This window comes from Komagataeibacter xylinus, from assembly GCF_004302915.1.
In the GTDB taxonomy this organism is placed as follows: domain Bacteria; phylum Pseudomonadota; class Alphaproteobacteria; order Acetobacterales; family Acetobacteraceae; genus Komagataeibacter; species Komagataeibacter xylinus_C.
The window spans coordinates 1-22920 of record NZ_QQBI01000039.1; the positions used below are offsets into that span (position 1 = coordinate 1).

The 22920-nt window shown below is 59.7% G+C and carries 21 protein-coding genes and 1 pseudogene; 7 read left to right on the forward strand and 15 right to left on the reverse strand.

Features of this window, described 5'->3' with window-relative positions:
- Window positions 1-22: 22 nt before the first annotated feature.
- The 5 genes from DV027_RS14855 to DV027_RS14875 all read right to left on the reverse strand — a co-directional run bounded on the left by DV027_RS14855 (window position 23) and on the right by DV027_RS14875 (window position 5877).
- Entirely contained in the window at window positions 23-667 is a 645-nt protein-coding gene (locus DV027_RS14855; protein WP_130732755.1) for an ABC transporter substrate-binding protein, read from the reverse strand.
- Between the two features lie 152 nt (window positions 668-819).
- Window positions 820-1488 (reverse strand): haloacid dehalogenase type II, encoded by a 669-nt coding sequence (locus DV027_RS14860; RefSeq protein WP_110567001.1) that lies wholly within the window; start codon window positions 1486-1488, stop codon window positions 820-822.
- Between the two features lie 649 nt (window positions 1489-2137).
- Window positions 2138-3211: a tartrate dehydrogenase gene (locus DV027_RS14865; RefSeq protein ID WP_130732756.1), complete on the reverse strand. Its 1074-nt coding sequence runs from the start codon at window positions 3209-3211 to the stop codon at window positions 2138-2140.
- On the reverse strand, window positions 3208-4386 hold the full coding sequence (locus DV027_RS14870; protein ID WP_130732757.1) for an amidohydrolase: 1179 nt from the start codon (window positions 4384-4386) through the stop codon (window positions 3208-3210). The genes DV027_RS14865 and DV027_RS14870 overlap by 4 nt, the downstream gene beginning before the upstream one ends.
- A 6-nt stretch (window positions 4387-4392) precedes the next feature.
- Window positions 4393-5877, reverse strand: coding sequence for an aldehyde dehydrogenase family protein (locus DV027_RS14875; RefSeq protein ID WP_130732758.1), 1485 nt, complete (start codon window positions 5875-5877; stop codon window positions 4393-4395).
- Between the two features lie 293 nt (window positions 5878-6170).
- Here DV027_RS14875 and DV027_RS14880 point away from each other — a divergent pair, with 293 nt between their 5' ends.
- The 5 genes from DV027_RS14880 (at window position 6171) to DV027_RS14900 (ending at window position 11194) form a co-directional block, all read left to right on the forward strand.
- On the forward strand, window positions 6171-6473 hold the full coding sequence (locus DV027_RS14880) for a (2Fe-2S)-binding protein (RefSeq protein WP_130732759.1): 303 nt from the start codon (window positions 6171-6173) through the stop codon (window positions 6471-6473).
- On the forward strand, window positions 6455-7825 hold the full coding sequence (locus DV027_RS14885; RefSeq protein WP_130732760.1) for an FAD/NAD(P)-dependent oxidoreductase: 1371 nt from the start codon (window positions 6455-6457) through the stop codon (window positions 7823-7825). The genes DV027_RS14880 and DV027_RS14885 overlap by 19 nt, the downstream gene beginning before the upstream one ends.
- Complete coding sequence (locus DV027_RS14890; RefSeq protein WP_130732761.1) at window positions 7822-8961, forward strand: NAD(P)/FAD-dependent oxidoreductase; 1140 nt, start codon at window positions 7822-7824, stop codon at window positions 8959-8961. The genes DV027_RS14885 and DV027_RS14890 overlap by 4 nt, the downstream gene beginning before the upstream one ends.
- 202 nt (window positions 8962-9163) lie before the next feature.
- Complete coding sequence (locus DV027_RS14895) at window positions 9164-9661, forward strand: Lrp/AsnC family transcriptional regulator (RefSeq protein WP_078524773.1); 498 nt, start codon at window positions 9164-9166, stop codon at window positions 9659-9661.
- A 153-nt stretch (window positions 9662-9814) separates the two neighbouring features.
- Complete coding sequence (locus DV027_RS14900; protein WP_130732762.1) at window positions 9815-11194, forward strand: aminotransferase class III-fold pyridoxal phosphate-dependent enzyme; 1380 nt, start codon at window positions 9815-9817, stop codon at window positions 11192-11194.
- A 182-nt stretch (window positions 11195-11376) separates the two neighbouring features.
- Here DV027_RS14900 and DV027_RS14905 read toward each other — a convergent pair whose 3' ends face one another.
- From DV027_RS14905 to DV027_RS14925, 5 genes are all read right to left on the reverse strand, one after another.
- Window positions 11377-12726 carry an amino acid permease gene (locus tag DV027_RS14905; protein WP_130732763.1) on the reverse strand — a complete coding sequence of 450 codons (1350 nt, stop codon included), beginning with the start codon at window positions 12724-12726 and terminating at the stop codon, window positions 11377-11379.
- A 170-nt stretch (window positions 12727-12896) separates the two neighbouring features.
- Complete coding sequence (locus tag DV027_RS14910) at window positions 12897-13229, reverse strand: tRNA-binding protein (protein ID WP_130732764.1); 333 nt, start codon at window positions 13227-13229, stop codon at window positions 12897-12899.
- Window positions 13230-13318: 89 nt separating this feature from the next.
- On the reverse strand, window positions 13319-13786 hold the full coding sequence (locus tag DV027_RS14915) for a hypothetical protein (protein WP_130732765.1): 468 nt from the start codon (window positions 13784-13786) through the stop codon (window positions 13319-13321).
- 139 nt (window positions 13787-13925) lie between these two features.
- On the reverse strand, window positions 13926-15923 hold the full coding sequence (locus tag DV027_RS14920) for an NAD(P)/FAD-dependent oxidoreductase (RefSeq protein WP_130732766.1): 1998 nt from the start codon (window positions 15921-15923) through the stop codon (window positions 13926-13928).
- A 51-nt stretch (window positions 15924-15974) separates the two neighbouring features.
- Window positions 15975-16703, reverse strand: coding sequence for a haloacid dehalogenase type II (locus DV027_RS14925; RefSeq protein ID WP_242621950.1), 729 nt, complete (start codon window positions 16701-16703; stop codon window positions 15975-15977).
- Between the two features lie 429 nt (window positions 16704-17132).
- Between DV027_RS14925 and DV027_RS14930 the strand changes: the two genes are divergently transcribed.
- Complete coding sequence (locus tag DV027_RS14930; RefSeq protein ID WP_130732767.1) at window positions 17133-17333, forward strand: DUF2905 domain-containing protein; 201 nt, start codon at window positions 17133-17135, stop codon at window positions 17331-17333.
- 204 nt (window positions 17334-17537) lie between these two features.
- Window positions 17538-18257 (forward strand): HAD-IA family hydrolase, encoded by a 720-nt coding sequence (locus DV027_RS14935; RefSeq protein ID WP_130732768.1) that lies wholly within the window; start codon window positions 17538-17540, stop codon window positions 18255-18257.
- A gap of 197 nt (window positions 18258-18454) precedes the next feature.
- Here DV027_RS14935 and urtE read toward each other — a convergent pair whose 3' ends face one another.
- The 5 genes and pseudogenes from urtE to DV027_RS14960 all read right to left on the reverse strand — a co-directional run.
- Window positions 18455-19165 (reverse strand): urea ABC transporter ATP-binding subunit UrtE, encoded by a 711-nt coding sequence (gene urtE / locus DV027_RS14940; RefSeq protein ID WP_242621951.1) that lies wholly within the window; start codon window positions 19163-19165, stop codon window positions 18455-18457.
- A gap of 22 nt (window positions 19166-19187) precedes the next feature.
- A complete protein-coding gene (urtD, locus tag DV027_RS14945; protein ID WP_130732770.1) occupies window positions 19188-19934 on the reverse strand; it encodes an urea ABC transporter ATP-binding protein UrtD in 747 nt (248 codons plus the stop codon).
- Window positions 19935-19955: 21 nt separating this feature from the next.
- Window positions 19956-21065 carry an urea ABC transporter permease subunit UrtC gene (urtC, locus tag DV027_RS14950; protein ID WP_130732771.1) on the reverse strand — a complete coding sequence of 370 codons (1110 nt, stop codon included), beginning with the start codon at window positions 21063-21065 and terminating at the stop codon, window positions 19956-19958.
- 17 nt (window positions 21066-21082) lie between these two features.
- Window positions 21083-22009 (reverse strand): urea ABC transporter permease subunit UrtB, encoded by a 927-nt coding sequence (urtB, locus tag DV027_RS14955; RefSeq protein WP_130732772.1) that lies wholly within the window; start codon window positions 22007-22009, stop codon window positions 21083-21085.
- 51 nt (window positions 22010-22060) lie between these two features.
- Window positions 22061-22849: pseudogene (locus DV027_RS14960) on the reverse strand (transporter substrate-binding protein); the annotation flags it as partial.
- Window positions 22850-22920 lie beyond the last annotated feature (71 nt).

Here is a 22920-nt window from a genome sequence, read left to right on the forward strand (position 1 = left end):
CCTTACAGAAGACCGCACACGATCACACGTCAATATGGGTCAGAAAACTCTTGCATAACGGACGGCAACCACAGAAGAAATCCGTGACGCCATCGCGCACGATACTGAAACTGACAATGCCGAGCATGGACGGGAAATCGGCATTCGGTCCACGCAGCGTCACGCGGACATCCAGCGGGCCAACGGCTTGTATGTCCGCCATTTCCTGCGCAATGACACGCTGCTGGGAGCCCACGGCCGGGTCCTTGTGCCGTGCCAGCGAATAAACCACATCCGCCGCCGTCAGCGCCGCGCCATCATGAAAGGTCACGCCACGGCGCAGGGTGATGTGCCATGTCTGCAGGTCATCACTCTCGATGCGTTCGGCAAGAGCCGGATGCGGCATCATTTCCGCATCGAGCATGACCAGGCCATCATAGAACATGTGACCACGGATATAATCGGTTGCCAGGGCAAAACGCGCCGGGTCCAGCGTATCTGCCGTTGAGGCGGCAAGACCTGCGAAATTCAGGTGCCCGCCCCGGCGCGGCTGTGGATCCTGACCGCCTGCGGCCCGAACCGCGCGCGCGGGCAGGGTTGCCGCAACCAGCCCGGCACCCGCCAGGCGCAACGCCTGACGCCGGCCCAGCACGCCTGTCGTACCATAGGGAGCACGACCGCCCCGCATCAGGAACGCACGCCCGCAGACAGGACCGCCCGCCACCACATGACACCCGGCACGCGGGCGTTCGGCGTGTCCAACCAGTTGCTGGCAAGTGTCATGATCGTGCTTTCCTGCGGTGTGGTGATCCCGGACGTCCGTGACGCGCGCCTGCCGGTTTACAGGCCCAGAACGCCTGGAAGGCCCCCGATATCCCTGATTTCGGTATAACCGTATTCCGGCGTGGAGGGTTCATGCCCACGGGCCACGAACACCTTGTTGCGAATGCCAAGGTCACGCGCGGGCATGAGGTCGTAACGCAGGGAAGACGAGACATGCAGGATGTCTTCCGGCCCGCAGCCGAGTTGGTCGAACATGTATTCAAACGCACGCATGCGCGGCTTGTAGGCCTGCGCGTCTTCTGCCGTGAGCACCTTGTGGAAAGGCGCGCCGATATTCGCGACGTTGGAATGGATCTGCGAATTCATGGCATTGGACAGGATGACGAGCGGGAATTCCTTCGCCACGCGGCGCAGCGGCTCGGTCACATCGGGCCACGGCCCCCATGTCGGCACGGCATCGTAAAACTTGTTGGCCACGGCCACATCGAACGGAATGTTCCAGCGCTTGCAGGTGCGCTCGATCGCGCCCAGCACGACGTAACGGTACGGCTTCCACGCGCCAAGCACTTCATCAAGGCGGTAACCGGCAAAGTCGGCCACGAACTGGTCCATGTGCTCGGGCGCGATGACGTCGGCATAAAGCTTGCGGGCCGTCTCACCCATTTCGAAATGGATCAGCGTGCCATAGCAGTCGAAGGTGATGAATTTGGGCTTAAAAAGGGACATGACAGGATAACACCTCATTCCGTAGTGCTCATCAATAAATCATGAAAACACCATGCGGGAATACCCGTTTATATATGATTTTCAGCATAATATATCGAATTGGAAACCAACACGAGCAGGGTCTGCTTTCCTGCCTCCGGGCAGAGAAAATATGCGAATTCTTCATGCTCTACAGCGAGTTATGCCAGAACACCCATCTGATCCACGCCAGGCGGAACGCCCCGCGCCATCATGCGGAACGCAGATCGTGCCACCACAGCCGCATGAAACGATTCATAAAGCAGAATATGCCACAGGCCACCCGCAACAGGGGCATGCAGGCCGTATGCGCAGCCTTGCCGCCCTAACGGATTTAAGGCGCGCTTATTGCGAAATTTCATTTATATCAACATATTATCTCAAACAACCGGCAATGGAATGACCCTGCCCATATTTCCCCGCCCGCAACCGCATAACCTGCCATGCCGCAGGCGGCTGCATGATCGATGAAAGATTGTAACAATTCATGCCGTTACTTGCCGCCCCATAAAAAAAGCAGATGAACCAGTGCGACCTGGTTCATCTGCTCCACCCAGTGCGGATCAGCATGTCCGCACGTTCGCCTACCCATCATGGGCAACGATCGACAGCATGCTGCCCCAGGCGCCTGTCAGCGCATATCGTGCAGGACCGCGGCAATGGCATCCCCGAACTGTGCCGTGCTGGCCTTGCCGCCAATATCAGGCGTGCGCGGAGCTGCGGGGTTGGCCAGGACCGTCTCGATGGCCTTGAGCACCATGCGCCCGGCTTCCGGCTCGCCAAGGTGATCGAGCATCATGGAAGCCGCCCAGATCTGGCCAATGGGATTGGCGATGTTGCGCCCGGCAATGTCGGGGGCGGACCCATGCACGGGTTCGAACATGGAGGGATAACGCCGCTCGGGATTGATATTGGCGGACGGCGCCACCGCGATCGTGCCCGTTACCCCCGGCCCGAGATCGGACAGGATATCGCCAAACAGGTTGCTGCCAACCACGACATCAAAATATTCAGGCGACAGGACAAAACGTGCTGTCAGGATATCGATATGGTGGCTGTCTATGCGGGTGCCGGGATACTGCGCGGCCATTTTCTCGAACCGCTCATCCCAAAACGGCATGGAATGGAACAGACCGTTGGACTTCGTGGCCGATGAAACATGCGGGCGATCCAGCTTCTTGGCCAGTTCAAAGGCATACCGGATGATGCGGTCCGTGCCGTGCCGGGTGAACACGGCAGTCTGCACCACGCCTTCCGCGTCCGTACCCTCGGCAAAACGGCCGCCGATGCGTGAATATTCGCCCTCGGTATTTTCGCGCACGATCCAGAAATCAATGTCTCCGGGCTTGCGGTCAGCCAGCGGGCAGCGGATGCCGGGCAGCAGGCGGACGGGGCGCAGGTTGACGTACTGGTCAAAATCACGCCGGATGGGAATCAGCATCCCCCACAGCGAGATATGATCCGGCACGGTCGGATAACCAACCGCACCCAGCAGGATGGCATCATGCTGCGACAGGCGGTCCATGCCATCGGCTGGCATCATGCTGCCGGTCGCGAGATAGGTTTCGCAACTCCAGTCATATTCGGAATACTGGAAACCGATATCGCAGATCTTGCCGATGGTATCGAGCACCTTCAGCGCAGGCGGCATGACTTCCTTGCCAATGCCATCACCGGGCAGGACCGCGATCTTGTATGTCTTCATGATACTTCATCTCTCCGCGTCTGTTGCGCAAGATAATAACGGGCCAGGCGCTCCCAGTAGGTCACGCCGCGACCAATCACGCTGTCATTGAAATCATAATCCGGCGCATGCAGGGCAGCCGACGGGCCATTGCCGATCATGGCATAGGTGCCCGGACGCTGCTCGAGCATGAAGCCGAAATCTTCCGAGGCCAGGCTGGGCGGCACATCGGTATCGGCGGGTGGCCAGGCCGTATCCGCATCCATTTCACGCATCACCTCGCCTACAATGCGCGTGGGTGCTGCCGCATTGACGGTGACGGGATACGGGCTGTGATAGTCCACCGTCATTTCAACCCCGCCCGCCTGCGCCATGCCCGCGGCGAGGTCCACCAGTTCTTCACGCAGGCGCTCGAGCGTGTCACGGTCCAGCGCCCGGATCGTGCCAGCGAGTTCCGCCTGGTCGGGAATGATATTGTCCGTGCTGCCTGCATGGAATGTACAGACCGAAACCACGGCCGGAACCAGCGGGTTCGTGCGCCGCGCCACAAGCTGCTGCATGGCCTGCACCAGCGCCGCACCCGCCAGAACCGGATCAGCTGAAAGGTGGGGCTGCGCCGCATGCGCCCCCCGCCCCCTGATGCGGATACGGAACCGCCACCCCCCCGCCATGATCGGCCCGTTGCGCACCGCGAGCTGCCCCGCGGGCAGGCCGGGCCAGTTATGCAGCCCGAAACACGCTTCGGCCGGAAAGCGCGTGAACAGCCCTTCCTCGATCATCACGCGCGCCCCCGCGCCCCCTTCCTCCCCGGGCTGGAAGACGAAATGAATCACCCCATGCTCCGGCGGCCGTTCCGCCAGCCGTGCGGCAGCGCCAAGCAGCATGACCGTGTGCCCGTCATGCCCGCAGGCATGCATCCGGCCCGCATGGCGCGAGACATGGCCATGCGTGCTGCGCTCATGCACCGGCAGCGCATCCATATCCGCGCGCAGTATGATCGATGGGCCGGGCCTGTTGCCATGCAGGGTTGCGACGACCCCCGTCGTGGCAAGGCCACGGACAGGCGCATAACCGAGTTCCGTCAGGTATTCACAGACCAGATCGGCCGTGCGGACTTCCTCGAAGCGCAGTTCGGGGTGGGCGTGCAGGTCATGCCGCAGGGCGGTCAGTTCAGTAAGGCATGCGGCCCGGTTCATGGCGCCTTATCCTTCAAACGACATCAGCACGCTCTTGTGCCGCAGGTTGGCTTCCACCGCCTGGCGCCCAAGGTCCTTGCCAATGCCCGACCCGCCAAAGCCGCCGGTGGGAATGACGAAATCAGCCGACCGCCCGTAGCGGTTGACCCACACCGTGCCCGCCTTCAGCCGCCTGACCGCGCGCATGGCGCGACCGAGGTCAGCGGTATGCACACCAGCGGCCAGCCCGTATTCAGGGTGCTCGGCCAGTGTCATGGCCTCCTCTTCCTCCCGGAAGGTCTGCACGGTCAGGACCGGGCCGAAGATTTCCTCGCGCACGGCCACGTTCTGCATGGTCACGTTGGTCAGCACCGCAGGCGAGAGGAAGACGCCGCCACTCTCCGGCAGCAACCGGCGCATGGGCACGGCCTGCTGCGCGCCCGCGGCACAGGCGCGGCTGAGAATGCCTTCTATCCGCTGCGCCTGGGGCGTGGAAATGATCGGGGCATAGGCCGCCGCCCCATCCCATGTGGGTCCGGGGCGCACCTGCCCCGCCAGCGTGGCGATGCGCTCGATGAGGGGGGCTGCGACCTTTTCATGCACGATCAGGCGCGAACCGGTCACGCACACCTGCCCGGCATTGCCGGTAAAGGCGCGGAAAATGCGGGCGGCCACCGTGTCGATGCAGCTGATATCCTGATAGACCACCTGCGGGCTCTTGCCGCCCAGTTCCAGCGTAACCGGCTTGGGCCCGCTTTCAGCCGCCGCCTGCATGACCGCGATGCCCGTGCGGGTAGAACCGGTAAAGGTCAGCTTGCCCACCAGCGGGTGCCGCGACAGCGCAGCCCCCACCACGCCGCCTGCCCCCTGCACCACGTTGAACAGCCCCGCGGGCAGGCCCGCCTGCTCGCCAAGCTGGGCCAGCAGCACGGCGGAGAACGGCGTCATTTCCGATGGCTTGAGCACCACGCCATTGCCCGCCACCAGGGCGGGCAGCACTTTCCAGCTCCCCATGACCAGCGGGAAGTTCCATGGCGCGATGGCGCCGATCACGCCATAGGGCTCGGCAATCGTCATGCCCAGCAGGTTCGACTCGGTAGCCGCCACATCGCCGCCCAGCTTGTCAGCATATTCCGCAAAGAAACGCATGCCTTCCGCCGTAAACGGCACATCCCATGCCGTGGTCTCGGCAATGGGGCGGGTGGAGCAGAAGGATTCCAGGCGGGCCAGCCGCTCGGCATTGTCCTCAACCAGCCGCGCCCACTGCCGGATCACCCGCGCGCGCTCACGCGGGGCGCAGGTGGCCCAGCCGCTTGTCGCCTGCGCATGTGCTGCCCGGCGCACGGCCTGATCGACGGTGTCAGCACTTCCCGCAGGGATGTGCCCCACCACCGCCCCGCTCGAGGGCGCGTGCACTGCAATCCGCTCCCCACCCGCGAGCAACTGGCCGCCGATGAAATGGCCAGCGGGAATATCGGCAAGAACCGGATCGAAAGACAGTGAGGACGACATGAAATGTTTCCTGAACCAATATGCGTTTTATTCGTAATGCCGGCCCAGCCAGCGCCGGGCGGCAGCCTCCATCATCGTGGCGGGCATGACACGCAGGTCGTACTTGTCATTTTACCGCGCGGAGTGGACATTATGTTTCGTACTCGCCACAAAAACGGTCATTCGTGCTTTCCTGCCCCTGATTTTTTTAAACAAATTTCATTCCCGGTGCATGACTGTTTTGGATATGTGAATTCAGGTCGCATCCTCATATCATTATGCCCTGCCAGCAGACCCAACCCAAGAGAGAACCCATGCCGGCCTTATTCCGACGTGTAGCCGAAAAAGACCGAAAAACCATACGCCTGTTCGTGGATGGCCATGAAATCGAGGCTCTGGAAGGCGATACCTTGCTGGTCGCCCTGCTGACACGGACCAGACAGTTGCGCCACAATGAATTCGACAACGCACCACGGGCCGGGTTCTGCCTGATGGGAGCATGCCAGGACTGCTGGGTCTGGACCGAAGATGGCACGCAGCTCCGCGCGTGTTCGACCCCGGCCCAGCCCGGCATGCGCATTACCACAACGGAGGTCCCATGGCTGACGAACCTGTAATCGTCATCGGCGCGGGGCCTGCTGGCACGCGTGCGGCGCAACGGCTGGTGCAGGCAGGCCTGCGCCCGGTCGTCATTGATGAAAATGACCGCCAAGGCGGGCAGATCTATCGCCGCCAGCCGGAGAATTTCCATCGCACGCCCGAAAAGCTGTACGGCACCGAGGCGGCGAAGGCGACCGCCCTGCACACGGATTTCGACCTGCTGCGCCCCCGTATCGACTACCGCCCCGGCACGACCGTATGGGGCGTTTCGGATGAAGGGCTCATGACCGTGTGCGGGCAAGACGTGACCATCGTGCCGTTCAGCCGGGTCATTATCGCATCGGGGGCGACCGACCGGATCATGCCGGTGCCGGGCTGGACCACGCCGGGGGCCTACAGCCTTGGCGCTGCCCAGATCGCGCTGAAGGCACAGGCCTGCGCCATCGGGCAGAAGCCGGTTTTCATGGGCACCGGCCCGCTGCTCTATCTCGTGGCCTGGCAATACCTGCAGGCCGGGGCCAGACCAGCCGCCGTGCTTGATACCAGCGCGCTTTCCACGCGCATGAAGGGCCTGCTGCGCATGGCCAGCCGGGCACGGGTCGTGGCCAATGGCGTGCGCTACATGGCCGACCTCGCGCGTGCAGGCGTGCGGCTGCATGCAGGAATCACGCCACGTGCCATTGAAGCCAGCAACAACCAGGTATCCGGCGTGACATGGTGCGACAGCCGGGGCAGGCTGCGCCAGGTTTCGTGCGATGCGGTGGGCATGGGCTACGGCCTGCGCTCGGAAACGCAGCTGGCGGACCTGCTGAAATGCGAATTCATATTCGACCCCTGCTTTACCCAGTGGCGCCCGCATGTTGACCGCAATGGCCGCACCAGCCGGCCCGATGTGTACCTGGCGGGCGATGGCGTGCTGCTGCGCGGGGCCGACGCGGCCGAGGCTGCCGGCCAGCTTGCGGCCTGCGCCGTGCTGCGCGATGGCGGCCATAGCGTTGAAGACACCGAGTTCACGCAACTGCACGAGACGCTGGCCATCATGAACCACTTTGGCCGGGGCCTGGCCGAAGCCTTCCCCTGGCCTGCGCATCTGGCCGGCGCCCTGCCCGACGAGACGGTGGTCTGCCGGTGCGAAAACATAACGGCGGGCGAGATCCGGCGGGCGGCGGGCGAGCTCGATGCCCCCGAGATGAACCGCGCCAAGGCCCTCACCCGTCCGGGCATGGGGCGGTGCCAGGGGCGCATGTGCGGCCTTGCCGCAGCCGAGATCCTGGCTGCGGCGCGCAATGTGCCCGTGCGTGAAGTCGGCCGCCTGCGCACCGCAGCACCCGTCAAGCCCCTCCCCCTCAACTGCACGGTAAAATCATGACCACCTATCCGACCAACCGCATGCAGGCCGATGTGATTATTGTCGGCGGTGGCTTCATGGGGGCTGCCACGGCCTTTTTCCTGCGCAGGCAGGGGCTGTCGGTCATCCTGCTGGAACGTGACCTGGTGGGGCAGGCCGCGAGTGGCGTCAATTTTGGCAATGTGCGGCGGCAGAGCCGCTACCTGGGCCAACTGCCGCTGGCCAACCGCTCGCGCGACATCTGGCTCAACCTGCCCCGCCTGATCGGGGAAGACGCCGAGTTTGTCATGAGCGGGCACATCCTGGTCACCACCAGTGAAAAGGATGGCGCCCGGCTGGAAAAATACGCGGTTGACTGCAAGCCCTACGGCCTTGACCTGACCATCATGACCGGGGATCAGGCGCGCGCGAAGTTCCCCATGGTCGGCCCCGATATCCGCACGGTTTCCTATTCCCCGCTCGATGGGCATGCCAATCCGCGCCTGGCCGCCCCGGCCTTCGGGCGCGCGGCACGGCGTGCTGGCGCGCGGGTGATCGAAAACACCGAAGTGTGCGCCATTACGAAAACATCCGAGGACTTCATCGTCGAGACCCGGAACGGGCAGTCCTTCCAGGCTCCCCTCCTCCAGATTTCGAGCGGGGCATGGGGCCGGGCCATGGCCGCCTCCTTCGGCGAGGATATTCCCTTTGCCGCCAACGGCCCGCAGATGGGGGTGACCGAACCGCTGCCCTACCGCATCGGGCCGGTCATCGGCAGTGCCTCAAGCGTGCTGGAAGAAGGCGTCTATCTGCGGCAGGTCAAGCGCGGCAACATCGTGTATGGCGGCGGCCGGCGCAGCGTGGCCGACCTCGTGGCCAAGCGCTCGCCGATCGACCCGCTCAACACCATGCGCCAGATGCCCTACCTCGCCCGGCTGGTGCCGCAGATAGCGCGGCTGCGCGTGATCCGCACCTGGTCGGGCGTGGAAGGATATGTGGGCGACAACCTGCCCATCATGGGGCCGAGCAGCAAGGTGCCCGGCCTGTTCTTCGCCTTCGGTTTCTGCGGTCACGGCTTCCAGCTTGGCCCCGGCGTGGGCATGACCATGGCGGAACTGATTGCAACCGGGCGCACCGACATTCCGCTGGAACCCTTCCATATAAAACGGTTCCAGTAACCCGGCCCCGGCGGGTGCTGCGCGCATCCGTGCCGTTGGGGGGCGCCTTCACGCGCCTCCCTCCTACCGCGCGGAATGCATGACATGAAGCCGGAGGCATGCGATCTTCTTTTCTTATCCGTGCGGACATGCCACCTTCGTGCTGCACTGCGCATCGATGCCACAACAGCGGTTTTTATATGGACAAAGGTAATCGGCCAACATGATATCCCAGCCAAAACTGGACCGGATTGACCTGCGTATCCTTGCGCAACTGCAGCGCAACGGACGACTGACCAACGTGGAACTCGCACGCCGGGTGGGCCTGTCGGCCAGCCCATGCCTGATCAGGGTCAAGCGCCTGGAAAAAGCGGGATATATCGTCAGTTATGGCGCACAGATCAATTTACAGAAAATCAGCAGCCTGCTCACGGTCTTTACCGAAGTGACGCTATCGGACCACCGGCGGGATGATTTTTCGCGCTTCGAGACCTATATCCAGAAGATCTCCTCAGTCGTGGAATGCCATCTGGTCAGTGGCGGGTATGATTACCTGCTGAAGTTCATGACCAAAAGCGTGGATCATTATCAGGAAATTGTTGAAACAATGCTTGATCGCAATATCGGCATTGAGAAGTATTTCAGCTATATTGTCATTAAATCCCCGATCATCAAATCCGCCGTGGCGATTGAAAGCCTACTGGACAGTAATGATACGTAAATTCCACGCCATGCCATCAGGACGATGGGCTGCACACATGATGGAAACGGCATAATCTGCCCCGGGTGGCGGCATTTCCCGTAACATCTTCTGTTGGTGTGTGACACAATCAACAGGTCTGTTAAAACTCCATAACATTTGGCTAAGCGCGACATGACCCCAGAAAAACTGATTTCCATCGACCGGGATCACCTGATCCATCCCGTTTCCTCCTGGCGAGATCAGGAAGAGGCCGGTCCCCGTATCCTGCACTCAGGCCATGGCGCCTGGCTCAAGGACATTCACGGCAAGGAACTGCTTGATGGCTTTTCCGGCCTGTGGTGCGTCAATGTCGGCTATGGCTGCAAGAGCGTGGTCGAGGCCGCGACCGAGCAGATGGCCCGCCTGCCCTATGCTACGGGCTATTTCGGCTTTGCCAGCGAACCCGCCATTACCCTTGCGGGCCGGCTGGCCGGGCGCGCGCCGGGCAACCTGAACCGCATCTTCTTTTCGCAGGGCGGGTCGGATGCAGTGGACAGCGCGCTGCGCTTCATCCGTTTCTACCAGCATGCCCGCGGCACGCCCGAGCGCCGTCATGTCATTGGCCTGGCGCGCGGCTATCACGGCTCCACCTATACGGGCGCGGGGCTGACGGCACTGGCGGCCTTCCATCGTGATGCCGATGTGCCCCTGTCGTGGCAGCACCATATTCCCAGCCCCTATGCCTATCGTCACCCCGGCGACAATAGCGATGCCGCCATCATCGCCGCCTCCGTGGCCTCGCTCAAGGCCAAGGTGGCCGAACTGGGTGCTGACAAGGTTGCGGCCTTCTTCTGCGAACCCGTGCAGGGTTCGGGCGGCGTGATCGTGCCGCCCGCAGGCTGGATGAAGGCCATGCGCGAGACATGCCGTGAACTGGGCATCCTGTTCGTGGCCGATGAGGTCATTACGGGTTTTGGCCGCACCGGCCCCCTGTTCGCCTGCGAACGCGAAAACGTGGTGCCCGACATGATGACGGTCGCCAAGGGCCTGACATCGGGCTATGCCCCGATGGGTGCCGTGTTCATGTCTGAAGACATTTACACCACCATCCGCGACAACACCCCTCCCGGCGTTGCGGTTGGCCACGGCATGACCTACAGCGCGCACCCCGTCAGCGCCGCCATCGGCCTGGCCGTGCTGGATCTGTATGAGCAGGGCCTGCTGGCCAATGGCGTGAAGGCAGGTGAACACCTGGCCCACCGCCTGCATGCGCTGGGCAACCACGCGCTGGTGGGCGATGTGCGCGTAAGCGGCATGCTGGCCGGGATTGAACTGGTTACCGACAAGATGACCAAGCGCAAGCCGGATGCAAAGCTCAAGATTTCCAGCAAGCTGTCGAAAATCGGCTATGAAAAGGGCGTGCTGTTCCGTGCCTTTGGTGATGACATTATCGGCCTTGCCCCGCCGCTGTGCTGCACCATTGAAGAAGTCGACCTGCTGTGCGACCGCCTGACCGACGTGCTCGATGCCGTGCGCGACGATGCGGATGTGCGCGCTGCGCTTAAGGGCTGAGCAAGACTCCATAGCTGTTGAAAAGGCCGGGATATGGCATATCCCGGCCTTTTTATTATGCTGGCTCGATAAGAGACTGTTTGAAAAGTTGGCCCAGCAAACATCCAGAAATCATAAGGAAGTTTTTGGTGAAGCTTTTTTATGATGAGCCGATATTTATGGCGCAGCCCCGACCACGCCAATCAGGCACGACGTCCGCGCCGCCGCACCATGTAAATCGCGACAAACAGCAGGCATGTGCCGAGGCTGGCCACAGCCGTTTCCCGCTGCGCGGGATTGCTGAACATGGCGATGAAGATAATCACCACCCCGCCCAGGCAGGCAATATTGACGGCTGGAAACAGGGGCATAAGGAAACACGCTTTCCGTTCCGCCACGCCTGCCCTGCGGCGCAGAACGATATATGCCGTCATGATCAGGGAATACACCACAAGGATGACCGCCCCGCTGCAACTGAGCAGGAACGAAAAGACCGTATCGGGTGCAACGATGGAGGCGAAGGCCACAATACCTCCGGCCACGGAATTGGCCACGATGGCATTGACGGGCGTATGATGTCGGCCATGATGCTGTAGCGCCGCCGGGGCATCACCATGGCGCGCCAGTTCCGCCAGAATGCGCGATGTGATGTACAGGCTGGAATTCATGCACGAGATCACCGCCGTCAGCACCACGATCCTCATGCCTGCGGCAGCCCCCGGAATGTGCATGGCCTGCATGGCCATGACAAAGGGCGAATGCCCCGGCACGATATCGCTCCACGGCACGATCATCAGGATCAGGCCGATCGAGAGGCTGTAGAATAATGTCAGCCGCGTGCCCAGGCTCCGGGTTACATGCGCGACATTGCGGGCCGGTTCGGCCGTTTCCCCCGCCGCCACCGTCGCGATTTCAGAGCCGATCATGGTAAAAAGGACGGTGGGAACAATAGAAAGCACCGCAATGCCACCATGCGGCATGAAACCGCCATGCCCAAGCAGGTTATGCACCACCGATACGGGCGGCCCGAACAGGTGCCCGAGATACAGGCTACCCAGCAGCACGAACAGCACGATGCTGACCACCTTGACCATGGACAGCCAGAATTCACATTCGCCAAATATGCGCACCGCCACCAGATTGATGACCATGAGTGTGACAATCAGGCCCGTTGCCAGCAGCCAGACAGGCAGGTTGATGCTTTCATGCAGCAAGATGGCACCGGCAATCGCCTCGCTGCCCAGCACGACCAGCCAGAAAAACCAGTACAGCCAGCCTGCGGTAAACGCCGCCCCATTGCCATGGGCCTCGCGGATATAGGCCACGAAGGAGCCCCGGCCGGGGCGGGCCGTTACCATCTCGCCCAGCATGCGCATGACCAGCATGACCAGCAGCCCCACCGCCACGAACGCCACCAGCACGGCTGGCCCGGCTGCGGCAATGGCCGCGCTGCTGCCCACAAACAGACCCGCGCCAATAGCCCCCCCAAGCGCAATCATGATGACATGACGCTGCCTGAGCGTGGACAGGGTATGATTAGCCGTATTGCCCATGCCGTGTACCGTTCCCTGCAAGGTTGGAAGAATGCCGGTCATGACGGATGGATGCTTTCCCATCCGCCATGACCAGCCCATATCGTTCCCAGCCATTTATAGTACTGGCATATATTTGGTTTATATCGTTTATTATTGTTTCTTTATAGAAACATTTAGTGCGGCAGGCTTCAGCTCAGCCGGGTGCCATTGGGCACGCTGCGCTCGATCGATGCCAGCACGATGCCCTCCGGCGTTTCAAAACCCGATAGCAGGAACTGCGAACGGAAAGGACCGATCTGCTTTTCGGGGAAATTGATGATCCCGATCACCTGCCGCCCCACCAGCGTGTCGCGGTCATACAGTTTGGTAAACTGCGCGCTGGTTTTCAGTTCGCCATAGGGGCCGAAATCAGCCCATATCTTGTAGGCAGGCTTGCGAGCTTCGGGGAAATCCTCGACACGGACAATCGTGCCCGCGACGATCAGAACCTTTTCAAAATCATTCCAGCTGATTTTTTCCATAAGATGTCATTCTCCATCATGTAACGGGGCAGGTGGCGCAGTTGTCTGCCCGGCGCCGTGGGATCATGGCGCGCCGGTTGCATCAGGCCTTATTCCATCATGTCCCAGCGGTGATAGACAACCACCGTGTCCCCATAACGATAGGACAGTGTCCTGCCATCCTTGGAGAGACTGTAATCCGCCGTGATTTCCACCTTGCCATTCCGTTTGACGACAAGATGGTAATTGTCATCATCGACTTTTGTAAAATACACGACATTGAACGGGATCGCGCCGCCCTGGCTGTGATATTCGATGCCGGGCGTGCCATCGACCTGAGCCGCCCAGTGCCCGGAGCTGAACTGCCCCTTGGCATTCAGCGTCATGAAGGAGACAAGGACCTTGCCCCCTTCCGTATAGGAAAAGAAGCGCAGCGCCTTGCGTGGTGCCGGGTCGGTGTAATGCGAGGCGGCAATATCCGCTTTCCACGGCCCGAGCAGGGCGGCAGAGACCTGCTCGCGCGCATCGGTGCCATGCCATGCCTCCTCCGCCGCCCGGGCCGCGGGCGTTCCTGACATTGCGGCCACAACCAACAGGCCCAGCGCAGTTCCAAGCCAGCGCGACCGGAACCGGGTAGGGAAATATCTGCTGTACATGTCCATTTACGCTCCATGCCACGACAGGGGACAACAACATAGCCACCAATCGTGAATATGATTATATCCTGTTATAGTAACCGTAATTATGGGGCACCATTTCTTCTACCGCGCGCCAGGCCTGGTCGATGGCGGTATTGCACAGGTCCTGCCCCGAGGCATCGCTATTGGCGATGGAAATCCGGCCAAACTGGCGGCGGGCGATCTCGCAGGGCTGCTCACCCGTCGGACTGGGCGGGTCAAAGAGTGAATTCTGCGCCATGGCAAAACCATGCGGCCACCGGTTGACGGTAATGCCCACAATGTCGCGCGCGACATCAAAACCATAGGGGCCCAGTGCATCGTTCATCTGGGTGCGCACGGCGCGTTCAAACACCGCGAAGGGGGTCTGGAGCAGCCCCATCCGCACCATCCGGAACTGCTGCTGCATGGTCAGGTTGTCAGGCATGTCGGTGCCCATGATGGCGCGCGTCATGGTATCATTGTTCAGGATGCCGGAATTGGTTCCGGTCATGAAGATCACGATGGCGCCCTTGGCGGGATCCATGTCCGGCGGCCCGTCATTGGGTGCCCACGGCACATCAAGGGCAAAGCTGCCAAAAAAACTGGCCGGTGTATCAATATGGTTCGTCCCAGCCTTGCGGAAGGCCTCCCAGTTACGGATCAGGACGGTGGTCATCTGGTTGGCGGCACGCACGGCCTTGTGCTGGGCGGCTTTCTGTTCCTCGGGCATTTCGGGGCACAGATAGGGGATCATGTTGTTATTGCCCGCCAGGATGACGTTCTTCGCCATCACGCGGCTGCACTTGCCATTGCGCATGTAATCCACGGCGACCTCGCGCGTGTCAGGCTCGAACAGGCCGACCGGGGCATCGCCAATATGCTGGACGCGCACAACAATACTGTTCAGCCGGATGCGGGCCGGAGCATTCGGGCGGTCAAGCGTGTCATAGCGCAGCCGTACCGTTTCAAGCGACTGCCACGTACCCTGCGGCAGGGATTGCGGCACCAGCTCGCGCACCATGAGCCGCGCCAGATCCGAATTGCCCGCAGGCATATGAAAATCGGCTGCCTCGTCCTCCGGGGCCTCGGGCGAATAGGGCGCGCGCGCCACCCCCAGGGTGGAAAAGCCCGGCGCATAACGGAAATAGGCGAACCAGGCGCTGGCCGCAGTCTTGCTCAGGCACCACACACCCGGCAGCCACGGCAGGCTCTCGGGCGCCACCTTCACGTAATCCAGCAGGTACTGCTTGTATGTTATCGATTGCAGGCGGGCGATCTTCTGCGCCGTGGTCATGCCCGCCATGTAATCGACCGTGCCGTGATAGACAGCGGCAAGGTCCTGGCGCACCCGCGGCGGCAGGTTGGCCGTTTTGAGGAACTCGGGCGTTGGCGCGGTAAAATGGACATGCGGGTAAAGCCGCCCGTCGCCCCCGCTCGCGCGCGGCAGGAAGGTTGCAGGCCGCATGCCCAACGCGGCGAAAGGATTGGTTTTCTCGCGCTTGACTGTAAAATCGGCCCCAAGGCTTTTGACGAATCCCCTTGCCTGCTCCGTCCACTGGTCCGGGGCCACGAAATAGGCCGAGCCCCCGGTGGTCATGAGCGTGCGGCCATCACTGACAAATTCGTTGCGCTTGGCATGCCCCCCGAAATCATCGTGATTGTCCAGCACCAGCACCCGCGCCTCCGGCCCGAAGCGCCGGCGGTAGAAACAGGCCGCCGCGAGGCCGCTCAGCCCGCCCCCCACCACAACAAGGTCATAGGTTTCGCCAGTGTGGACCGGCGCAGGATAGGCTGCGCCATCACGGCGGCCATGTGCTGCCTCGAACGCACCGGGATGGGCGCCACGCATGCCCTCGCGCACGGGGGGATAGGTCGCGGCATCCGCAATCGGTCCCGCATAATTGCTCAGGTCTGTCTGCACCCGGCCGGGGGGGGCGGCGTGGCTGGCACCAGCCCGGATCATGCCAGCGCCGAGCGCGGTTGCGGCAAGGCCATGAATGAGATCACGCCGTGAAATCGCGGCACCCATGCCCAGTTGTTTATCGCTGCTCTTCATACATGACCTCAACACCAGGGATATCAGGAAATGATGACAGGGAAACGGGCCTCAGCCTTCGGCCATTTCTTTCTTGTGCGCCTCGGCCAGTTCCGCCATGGAGTTGAAGCGGAAATCGACTTTCGGCATCGCGCCAGGGTCCATCGTCGCCCCGAACCCGTCCTGCGCGTGGCGGCGGTAGATCCAGCACGATGCCAGCCCCGCCCTGTTGGCGGGCTGATGGTCGTGAAACAGGCTTTCCGCCGTGTGCAGCACGTCTGACGGCCCCAGCCCGAGGTCGGCAAGGTATTCGAGCATGTATTCGAAGTTGCGCATGGACGGCTTGTACGACCCGATATCCTCGGCGGTGTAGATTCCATCAAAAACGACATTCAGCCGGGCATTGCTGCCGCTGAAGGAACGGGCATCGACATTGGACAGGATCACCAGCTTGAAATGCTGCTTGAGGTACTGAAGCGCTTCGGTGCTATCGGGAAAAGCAGGCCAGTTCGGCACGGACTGGCCGTAATCCTGCGCTTCGGAAATGGTGTGCGGCACGCCCCACTCCTCTGCAAGGCGACGATAGACACTTGCCAGAATGGCCGGGTACGGACGGCCGGGGGTCCATTTCTGCTGGCGGGACTCATATTTGGCATGGGCCTGCAGGATGGCATCGCGGCTGAGGGGTGTCTTCAGCCGCGATGTCAGGGGAGCAAGGGCGTTGATGATGCCTGTCTCCCAATCGATCAGGGTGCCGTAACAGTCGAAGGTCAGAACCTTGAAGTCTTTTAGTTTCATCATGCGCTCCATCATTGCGAAAATGCATCATGCCCCCGGCACAACCCGGAAACACAAAGTAACCTTACCTTGAACCCGTGTACATTTTGCGACACATACTATGATATACAGTGAATTGATGATCCTGTTGCGTTCAATTCCCTCATGAAGCCAGTTGAAGCACAAGCGTTTGATTAACTATACGATGGCACATCCGTTATGCGCCATTCGATTATATTTCGATATAAAAACGATATTCCATGTCGTACCGGCGGAGGAAACGGCAGAATATGGGGCATCGCACATGCCGCTTATGCACGCCGCCCCGGGCAGGCCATGCCGCACGCCAGCAGGGCTTGATCCCGGCGGCATGATATCCATTTCCATGGGAGGAGGCCGTGTACATGACAAGGCACGGACGAGCCCGACCATGACTGGACTGGATCATACCCCATGCCCCGCATTCTGATTGCCGCCGGCGTGCTTCTTGTTGCCGCAGGCCTGTTCTGGCCTTTTGTGTCACGCCTGCCCCTTGGCAGGCTACCGGGCGACATTCTGATACAGCGGCCGAATTTCACGCTTTACATGCCCATTACAAGTGGCCTGCTCATAAGCCTCCTTGTCTCGTGCATCCTGTGGCTCATGCGGCGCTGAAAGCGCAGGCGACCCGGAGCAGGCAGGCGTCATGCCTTTGCTTTTGCCCTGCCCGGTCGATGCAGAACGGCGCAAAGCGCTGAAAACCACATGGACTTCAGCATGATATTTCTGGTTCGTAATGATAGGCATAATTCATGAAGGACTGACCTTCAGATAATGAAATGCCGCTGAATTCCAGCAATCGCGGCAAGGAGTGCTGACATGAAATCATGGCCTGAAGTACTGACATTCGATGTGGTTGGAACCCTGATTGATTTTGAAAGCGGCATGGTGGACTTCATCCGCGCCCATTGCGGCCCGGCGGGGCAGGCCATGGACCGCGAGGCCTTTCTCGCCGCCTATGGCGCGGCGCATGACCGCGCGGGCACGCTCCTGTTTCCCGATGACATGGTGCCCGTCTATCACATCCTGGCCGAACAGTTCGACCTGCCGCGCGATGATGCCATTGCCGAGGCCTTTGCGCAGGATGCCCGCAACTGGAAGCCTTTCCCCGATACGGTGGCGGCCCTGAAGCGGCTTTCGAAGCATTTCAAACTGGTGGCCATGACAAATTGCCAGCGCTGGGCATTTTCAGGGCTGGAAAAGTCGCTGGACTATCCTTTCTTTGATACCGTTACGGTAGACGACGCCCTGTGTGAAAAGCCGGACCCGGAATTCTTTGCCTTTACGCGCGGGCGCCTCAGCCGTGACGGTATTGTAAAGGACAAGATCCTGCATGTGGCCCAGAGCCAGTTCCATGATATCGGCATTGCGCGGGAAATGGGCTATTGCGTATGCTGGATCGAACGCCGGCAGGGACTGGAAGGCTATGGCGCGACCATCGCCGTAGAAGAAGCCACCATTCCTGATTATCATTTTGCCACGCTGGCCGAACTGGCTGACTTCATGGATGAAAAGGCTCCCGTAGCCGCCATGGCATAAAAGGACGCGTTGGCGCCGCCTGTACCTGACAAAGGCGGCGCCAGACCCCTCCCCCTCCCGATCATGCGCCAACCGTTAACGCTGCACGGCAGTGCCCCGGGCCAGTATTATGGTGGTCATGGCGCGATCTGAGCGCACCCTGCGCAGGTCCGGTACACCGCGATGGCACCCAAAGCGACAGAAAGAAAACGGGCCTGTCAGACGGAAAGAAAACGCATCAACTGTTCCCCATCAGCCTCGGCCCGGCTGCACTGATGGATTATGTTGCCCCCTTCGATGACCACGATCCTGTCGGCCACATCCAGTGCAAAGCTCAGCACCTGTTCAGACACGATAATACTCAGATCCGTCTCATCCCTGATCTTTCTTAATGTTCGCGCCAGTTCCAGAATCAGGGAGGGTTGTATGCCTTCCGTCGGTTCATCAAGAAGCAGTACATGCGGCCCGGTTGCCAGGGCCCGCGCAATGGCAAGCTGCTGCTGCTGCCCACCAGACAGATTACCGCCCCGGCGCTCCCCCAGTTCCTTCAGCACGGGAAAGAGATCATATAATTTCTGGGGAATGGTCCTGCCTCCCCTGACAAATAATCCACTTTCAATATTTTCCGTTACTGTCATGGCGGAAAATATCATGCGCCCCTGTGGCACATAAGCCAGACCAGCCTTGACACGCTGCCATGACGGCAGATGCGTAATATCTTTTCCATCCAGAATGATATTTCCGCTGCGGGCGGCAATATTGCCAATCAGCGCCTTCATGAGTGTCGTCTTGCCCATGCCGTTACGCCCCATGAGCGTTACGATTTCGCCCCGCCCGACCTGAAGGTCAACGCCATGGAGCACTTCACTGGCCCCATAAGCAACATGCAGGTCCTTGATATCAAGCGTAATGTCCGGCAATGCGGTCACAGCACTGATCTTGTCTATGCTTTCAGTGGCCAAGATACACCTCCACAACCTTCGGATCGTTTTTCACGCTTTCCATCGACCCCTCGGACAGGATCTGCCCCCGATGCAGGACTGTTACCTTGTGGGCAATCTGTTCGACAAAGCCCATATCGTGCTCGATAACCAGTACGGAACGGGACTTTGTTATGGATTGCAGAAGATCTGCCGTACGTCGCCGTTCGCTTACCGTCATGCCTGCAACAGGTTCGTCAAGCATGAGCAGGGCCGGGTCCTGAATAAGCAGCATGCCTATCTCAAGCCACTGCTTCTGTCCGTGACTGAGTTCTGACGCCTTGCGATCCAGCTGGTCTTGCAGAAAGATCATTTCCGCTACTTCATGGATGCGCTCGATCACGGCGGCACTGCGACGAAACAACAGGCTTTCAAAAACACTGCGGCCATGTGGGTAGGAAATTTCCAGGTTTTCGAATACGTTCAGATCTTCATAAACGGATGGCGTCTGGAACTTTCGCCCCACACCTGCACGCACGATGTCATATTCCTTGAGTCTGGTCAGTTCTTTTCCAGCAAAACGAATGGAACCGCCGGTCGCCTTGGTCCGCCCACAGATCAGGTCCAGAACCGTTGTCTTTCCGGCCCCATTGGGGCCGATGATGACCCGGATTTCTTCTTTGCCCACATTGAATGACAGGTCGTTTATGACCTGAAACCCGTCAAAAGAAACGCTCAGGTCTTTGACTTCCAGTAGACTTCCATCATCTAACGGCATTTTGCGCCTCCTTATGCCTGCTTACACCCGCGCAGGCTTGAAACGGGCCGTCAGCGCCGCCACCAATCGGGTCATGTATCGATCCAGATAATTCTGGTACAGGCTGCTCAGCCCCCCGGGCAGAAACAGGACAACCCCGATAAACAGGGCCCCCATGGCGAATGTCCAGATTTCTGGCATGCTTTCCGAAAAGCTGGTACGGGCCCAGTTGACCAGAAGGGTGCCATAGACAGCCCCAAGCAGGGAATTGCGGCCACCGACGGCACAGTAAATGACCATGTCGATTGACGGGACAATGCCAACAAAGGTGGGAGACATGAACCCGACCTCAAGCGTAAACAATGCCCCACCAATCCCGGCCATCGCCGCGGAAAGCGTAAAGGCAAATATCTTGAAGTTCACAACATTATAGCCGGAAAACCTTACCCGGTTTTCCTGGTCGCGCATGGCATGCAGGATGCGGCCAAGCTTGCTGCTGCGCACGAACCATACAAACAGCATGCAGGCAAGAAGAAGCACCACACCAATATAATAAAGCACGAGCTTGGCGTGATCCGTCCTGATATCCCATCCATCAAGCGTGCGCAGGTCCGTAATCCCGTTGACCCCACCGGTATAACCCTGCTGGCCAATAATCAGAATGGTCAGAACCGAGGCAATCGCCTGTGTTATGATGGCAAAATAGGTTCCTCCCACCTGCCGCCGGAACATGGCAAACCCGATCAGTGCGGCCAGCGCGGCAGGCACGGCCATAACAGCAATCAGGGAAAAGGGCAGACTGTGAAAAGGCTTCCAGAACCATGGCAGGGCCGTGATCTGGTTCCAGTCCATGAAATCCGGGATGCCGGGCGTCGACTGGTTTTTTGTGGCTTCTACGGTTGATGCCTGCAGTTTCAGGAACATGGCCATGCAGTATCCGCCAAGACCGAAAAAAATCCCCTGCCCCAGGCTGAGAATGCCAGCATCTCCCCAGCATACGACCAGACCGATCGTAACAAAGGCATATGTCAGATATTTGCCAACAAGATTAAGGCGGAACGGCTCCAGGCCGCCAGGCAGGACCACCAGCAGGAAGCATGCCAGGATGGAAAAGAAAATGATATCTTTACGTTTCTGAATGGAAAGCGACACTGTTTCCTCCCTTCCGCCTAGCGGCGCACTTTCATGGAAAATAGCCCTTGTGGCCGCAGCATCAGGATGCCGATTACCGTCAACAGGACGATAACCTGCGCCATGGAACCGCTGAGAAAGAACTCCAGGATGGAACGCGCCTGGGAAATACTGAAAGCCGATGCAATAGTGCCGCCAAGACTTTGTGTCCCGCCAAATGCCACGACCAGAAAGGTATCGACAATATATTGCTGTCCGGCCGTGGGGCTGGTTGAACCGATCATGGTAAAGGCGGCCCCGGCAACGCCGGCAACACCGCAGCCCAGCCCGAAAGTAAGGCGATCAATCCACTCGGTATTAATTCCGACAGCTCCCGCCATGCTCCGGTTCTGCATGACCGCGCGCACCTGGCACCCCCACCGCGACTTCAGCAGCAGGGCATAGATGCCGAGTGTGATAAAGAATGTCAGGCCAACCACAATGACGCCATTGACCGGAATCTGGGTGGTTTCGTTCAGGTTGAACGACCCCATCATCCAGTCCGGTAGCTGCACCCCCACCTCACGCGCGCCAAAGACGGAACGGAAAAGCTGCTGCAGCATCAGGCTGACACCCCACGTTGCCAGCAGGGTATCTAGCGGGCGACGATAGAGAAAGCGTATCAACCCCCATTCCAGTAGCATTCCAACGGCACCTGCAACAATAAATGCCAGGATGACAGCAATAAAAAAATATGCACCGAACAGTGTGGGTATCCAGCGACTGAATACCTGTGAGCAGACATACGTCGTATAAGCGCCGAGAATCATGAACTCGCCATGCGCCATGTTAATGACGCCCATCTGGCCAAAAACAATGGCCAGCCCAAGCGCCATTAACAAAAAGACGGAAAACAAGATCAGACCCGCGAAACTTTGCATGACAAAGATCGATGTCAGATCACTGAACGAATATCCCCAGAGCATGATCTGCCACTCCCGATATTGGAAAAAATCAGTCGCCAACCCTGTGGCAGGTCACTGGTAGCCACTGGGGAATGGATCGGGCTTCATAAGATCAGGCGTTGTATAGACCACATCAAACTGCCCGTCTGTCCGGGCGCGGCCGATCAGGGTCTTGCTCCACAGATGGTGATTATCCGCAATGCGGACATAGCCTTCGGGTGCATCGCCAAACTCTACGCCCGGAGAGGCGTCGATCACCTTGCTCACATCAAAGCTGCCTGCCTTTTCCACGGCCAGTTTCCACAACCACGGGCCAAGATAGGCGGATTGCGTGACATCCCCGATCACGCTTTTTTCGCCCCACATTTTCTTGAATGCGGCCACGAATTTCTTGTTGGCGGGATTATCGAGACTCTGGAAATATTTCATGCAGGCATAGGCACCCGCAATATTTTCGCCGCCTATACCCAGGATTTCATCTTCCGTAACGGAGATTGTCATGAGATTATGCTTGCTCAGGTCCAGGCCAGCAGCTTTCATTTGCTTATAGAATGCAACATTCGATCCGCCAACAATAATGGCGTAAATAACATCCGGTTTTTTCAGCTTGATCTTGTTGATAACGGAATTGAACTGCGTATCGCCCAGCGGGAAATACTCTTCACCAACAACACTTGAATCCTTGAGGTGCTTTTCAATATGCTTGCGGGCAATCTTGTTCGCCGTCCGCGGCCAGATGTAATCCGACCCCAGAAGATAGTAGGTCTTGGCGCCCTTTTCCCTGCTGATCCAGTCCAGGCCCGCCAGGATCTGCTGCGTGGCTTCCTGCCCGGTATAAATAACATTTCGGGACTGCTCGACGCGAATTTCTCACACTTGAGGAAATTTTGGGTTATTTTGTAGAATTCAGTCATCCCACAGGAGCCCGATCT

What these genes read in the sequence shown, in the direction of transcription:
- DV027_RS14855 (WP_130732755.1), bottom strand. Translation starts at nt 667, where the DNA reads ATGCGGGGCGGTCGTGCTCCCTATGGTACGACAGGCGTGCTGGGCCGG.
- DV027_RS14860 (WP_110567001.1), bottom strand. Translation starts at nt 1,488, where the DNA reads ATGTCCCTTTTTAAGCCCAAATTCATCACCTTCGACTGCTATGGCACG.
- DV027_RS14865 (WP_130732756.1), bottom strand. Translation starts at nt 3,211, where the DNA reads ATGAAGACATACAAGATCGCGGTCCTGCCCGGTGATGGCATTGGCAAG.
- DV027_RS14870 (WP_130732757.1), bottom strand. Translation starts at nt 4,386, where the DNA reads ATGAACCGGGCCGCATGCCTTACTGAACTGACCGCCCTGCGGCATGAC.
- DV027_RS14875 (WP_130732758.1), bottom strand. Translation starts at nt 5,877, where the DNA reads ATGTCGTCCTCACTGTCTTTCGATCCGGTTCTTGCCGATATTCCCGCT.
- DV027_RS14880 (WP_130732759.1), top strand. Translation starts at nt 6,171, where the DNA reads ATGCCGGCCTTATTCCGACGTGTAGCCGAAAAAGACCGAAAAACCATA.
- DV027_RS14885 (WP_130732760.1), top strand. Translation starts at nt 6,455, where the DNA reads ATGGCTGACGAACCTGTAATCGTCATCGGCGCGGGGCCTGCTGGCACG.
- DV027_RS14890 (WP_130732761.1), top strand. Translation starts at nt 7,822, where the DNA reads ATGACCACCTATCCGACCAACCGCATGCAGGCCGATGTGATTATTGTC.
- DV027_RS14895 (WP_078524773.1), top strand. Translation starts at nt 9,164, where the DNA reads ATGATATCCCAGCCAAAACTGGACCGGATTGACCTGCGTATCCTTGCG.
- DV027_RS14900 (WP_130732762.1), top strand. Translation starts at nt 9,815, where the DNA reads ATGACCCCAGAAAAACTGATTTCCATCGACCGGGATCACCTGATCCAT.
- DV027_RS14905 (WP_130732763.1), bottom strand. Translation starts at nt 12,726, where the DNA reads ATGGGCAATACGGCTAATCATACCCTGTCCACGCTCAGGCAGCGTCAT.
- DV027_RS14910 (WP_130732764.1), bottom strand. Translation starts at nt 13,229, where the DNA reads ATGGAAAAAATCAGCTGGAATGATTTTGAAAAGGTTCTGATCGTCGCG.
- DV027_RS14915 (WP_130732765.1), bottom strand. Translation starts at nt 13,786, where the DNA reads ATGTCAGGAACGCCCGCGGCCCGGGCGGCGGAGGAGGCATGGCATGGC.
- DV027_RS14920 (WP_130732766.1), bottom strand. Translation starts at nt 15,923, where the DNA reads ATGAAGAGCAGCGATAAACAACTGGGCATGGGTGCCGCGATTTCACGG.
- DV027_RS14925 (WP_242621950.1), bottom strand. Translation starts at nt 16,703, where the DNA reads ATGATGAAACTAAAAGACTTCAAGGTTCTGACCTTCGACTGTTACGGC.
- DV027_RS14930 (WP_130732767.1), top strand. Translation starts at nt 17,133, where the DNA reads ATGCCCCGCATTCTGATTGCCGCCGGCGTGCTTCTTGTTGCCGCAGGC.
- DV027_RS14935 (WP_130732768.1), top strand. Translation starts at nt 17,538, where the DNA reads ATGAAATCATGGCCTGAAGTACTGACATTCGATGTGGTTGGAACCCTG.
- urtD (WP_130732770.1), bottom strand. Translation starts at nt 19,934, where the DNA reads ATGCCGTTAGATGATGGAAGTCTACTGGAAGTCAAAGACCTGAGCGTT.
- urtB (WP_130732772.1), bottom strand. Translation starts at nt 22,009, where the DNA reads ATGCTCTGGGGATATTCGTTCAGTGATCTGACATCGATCTTTGTCATG.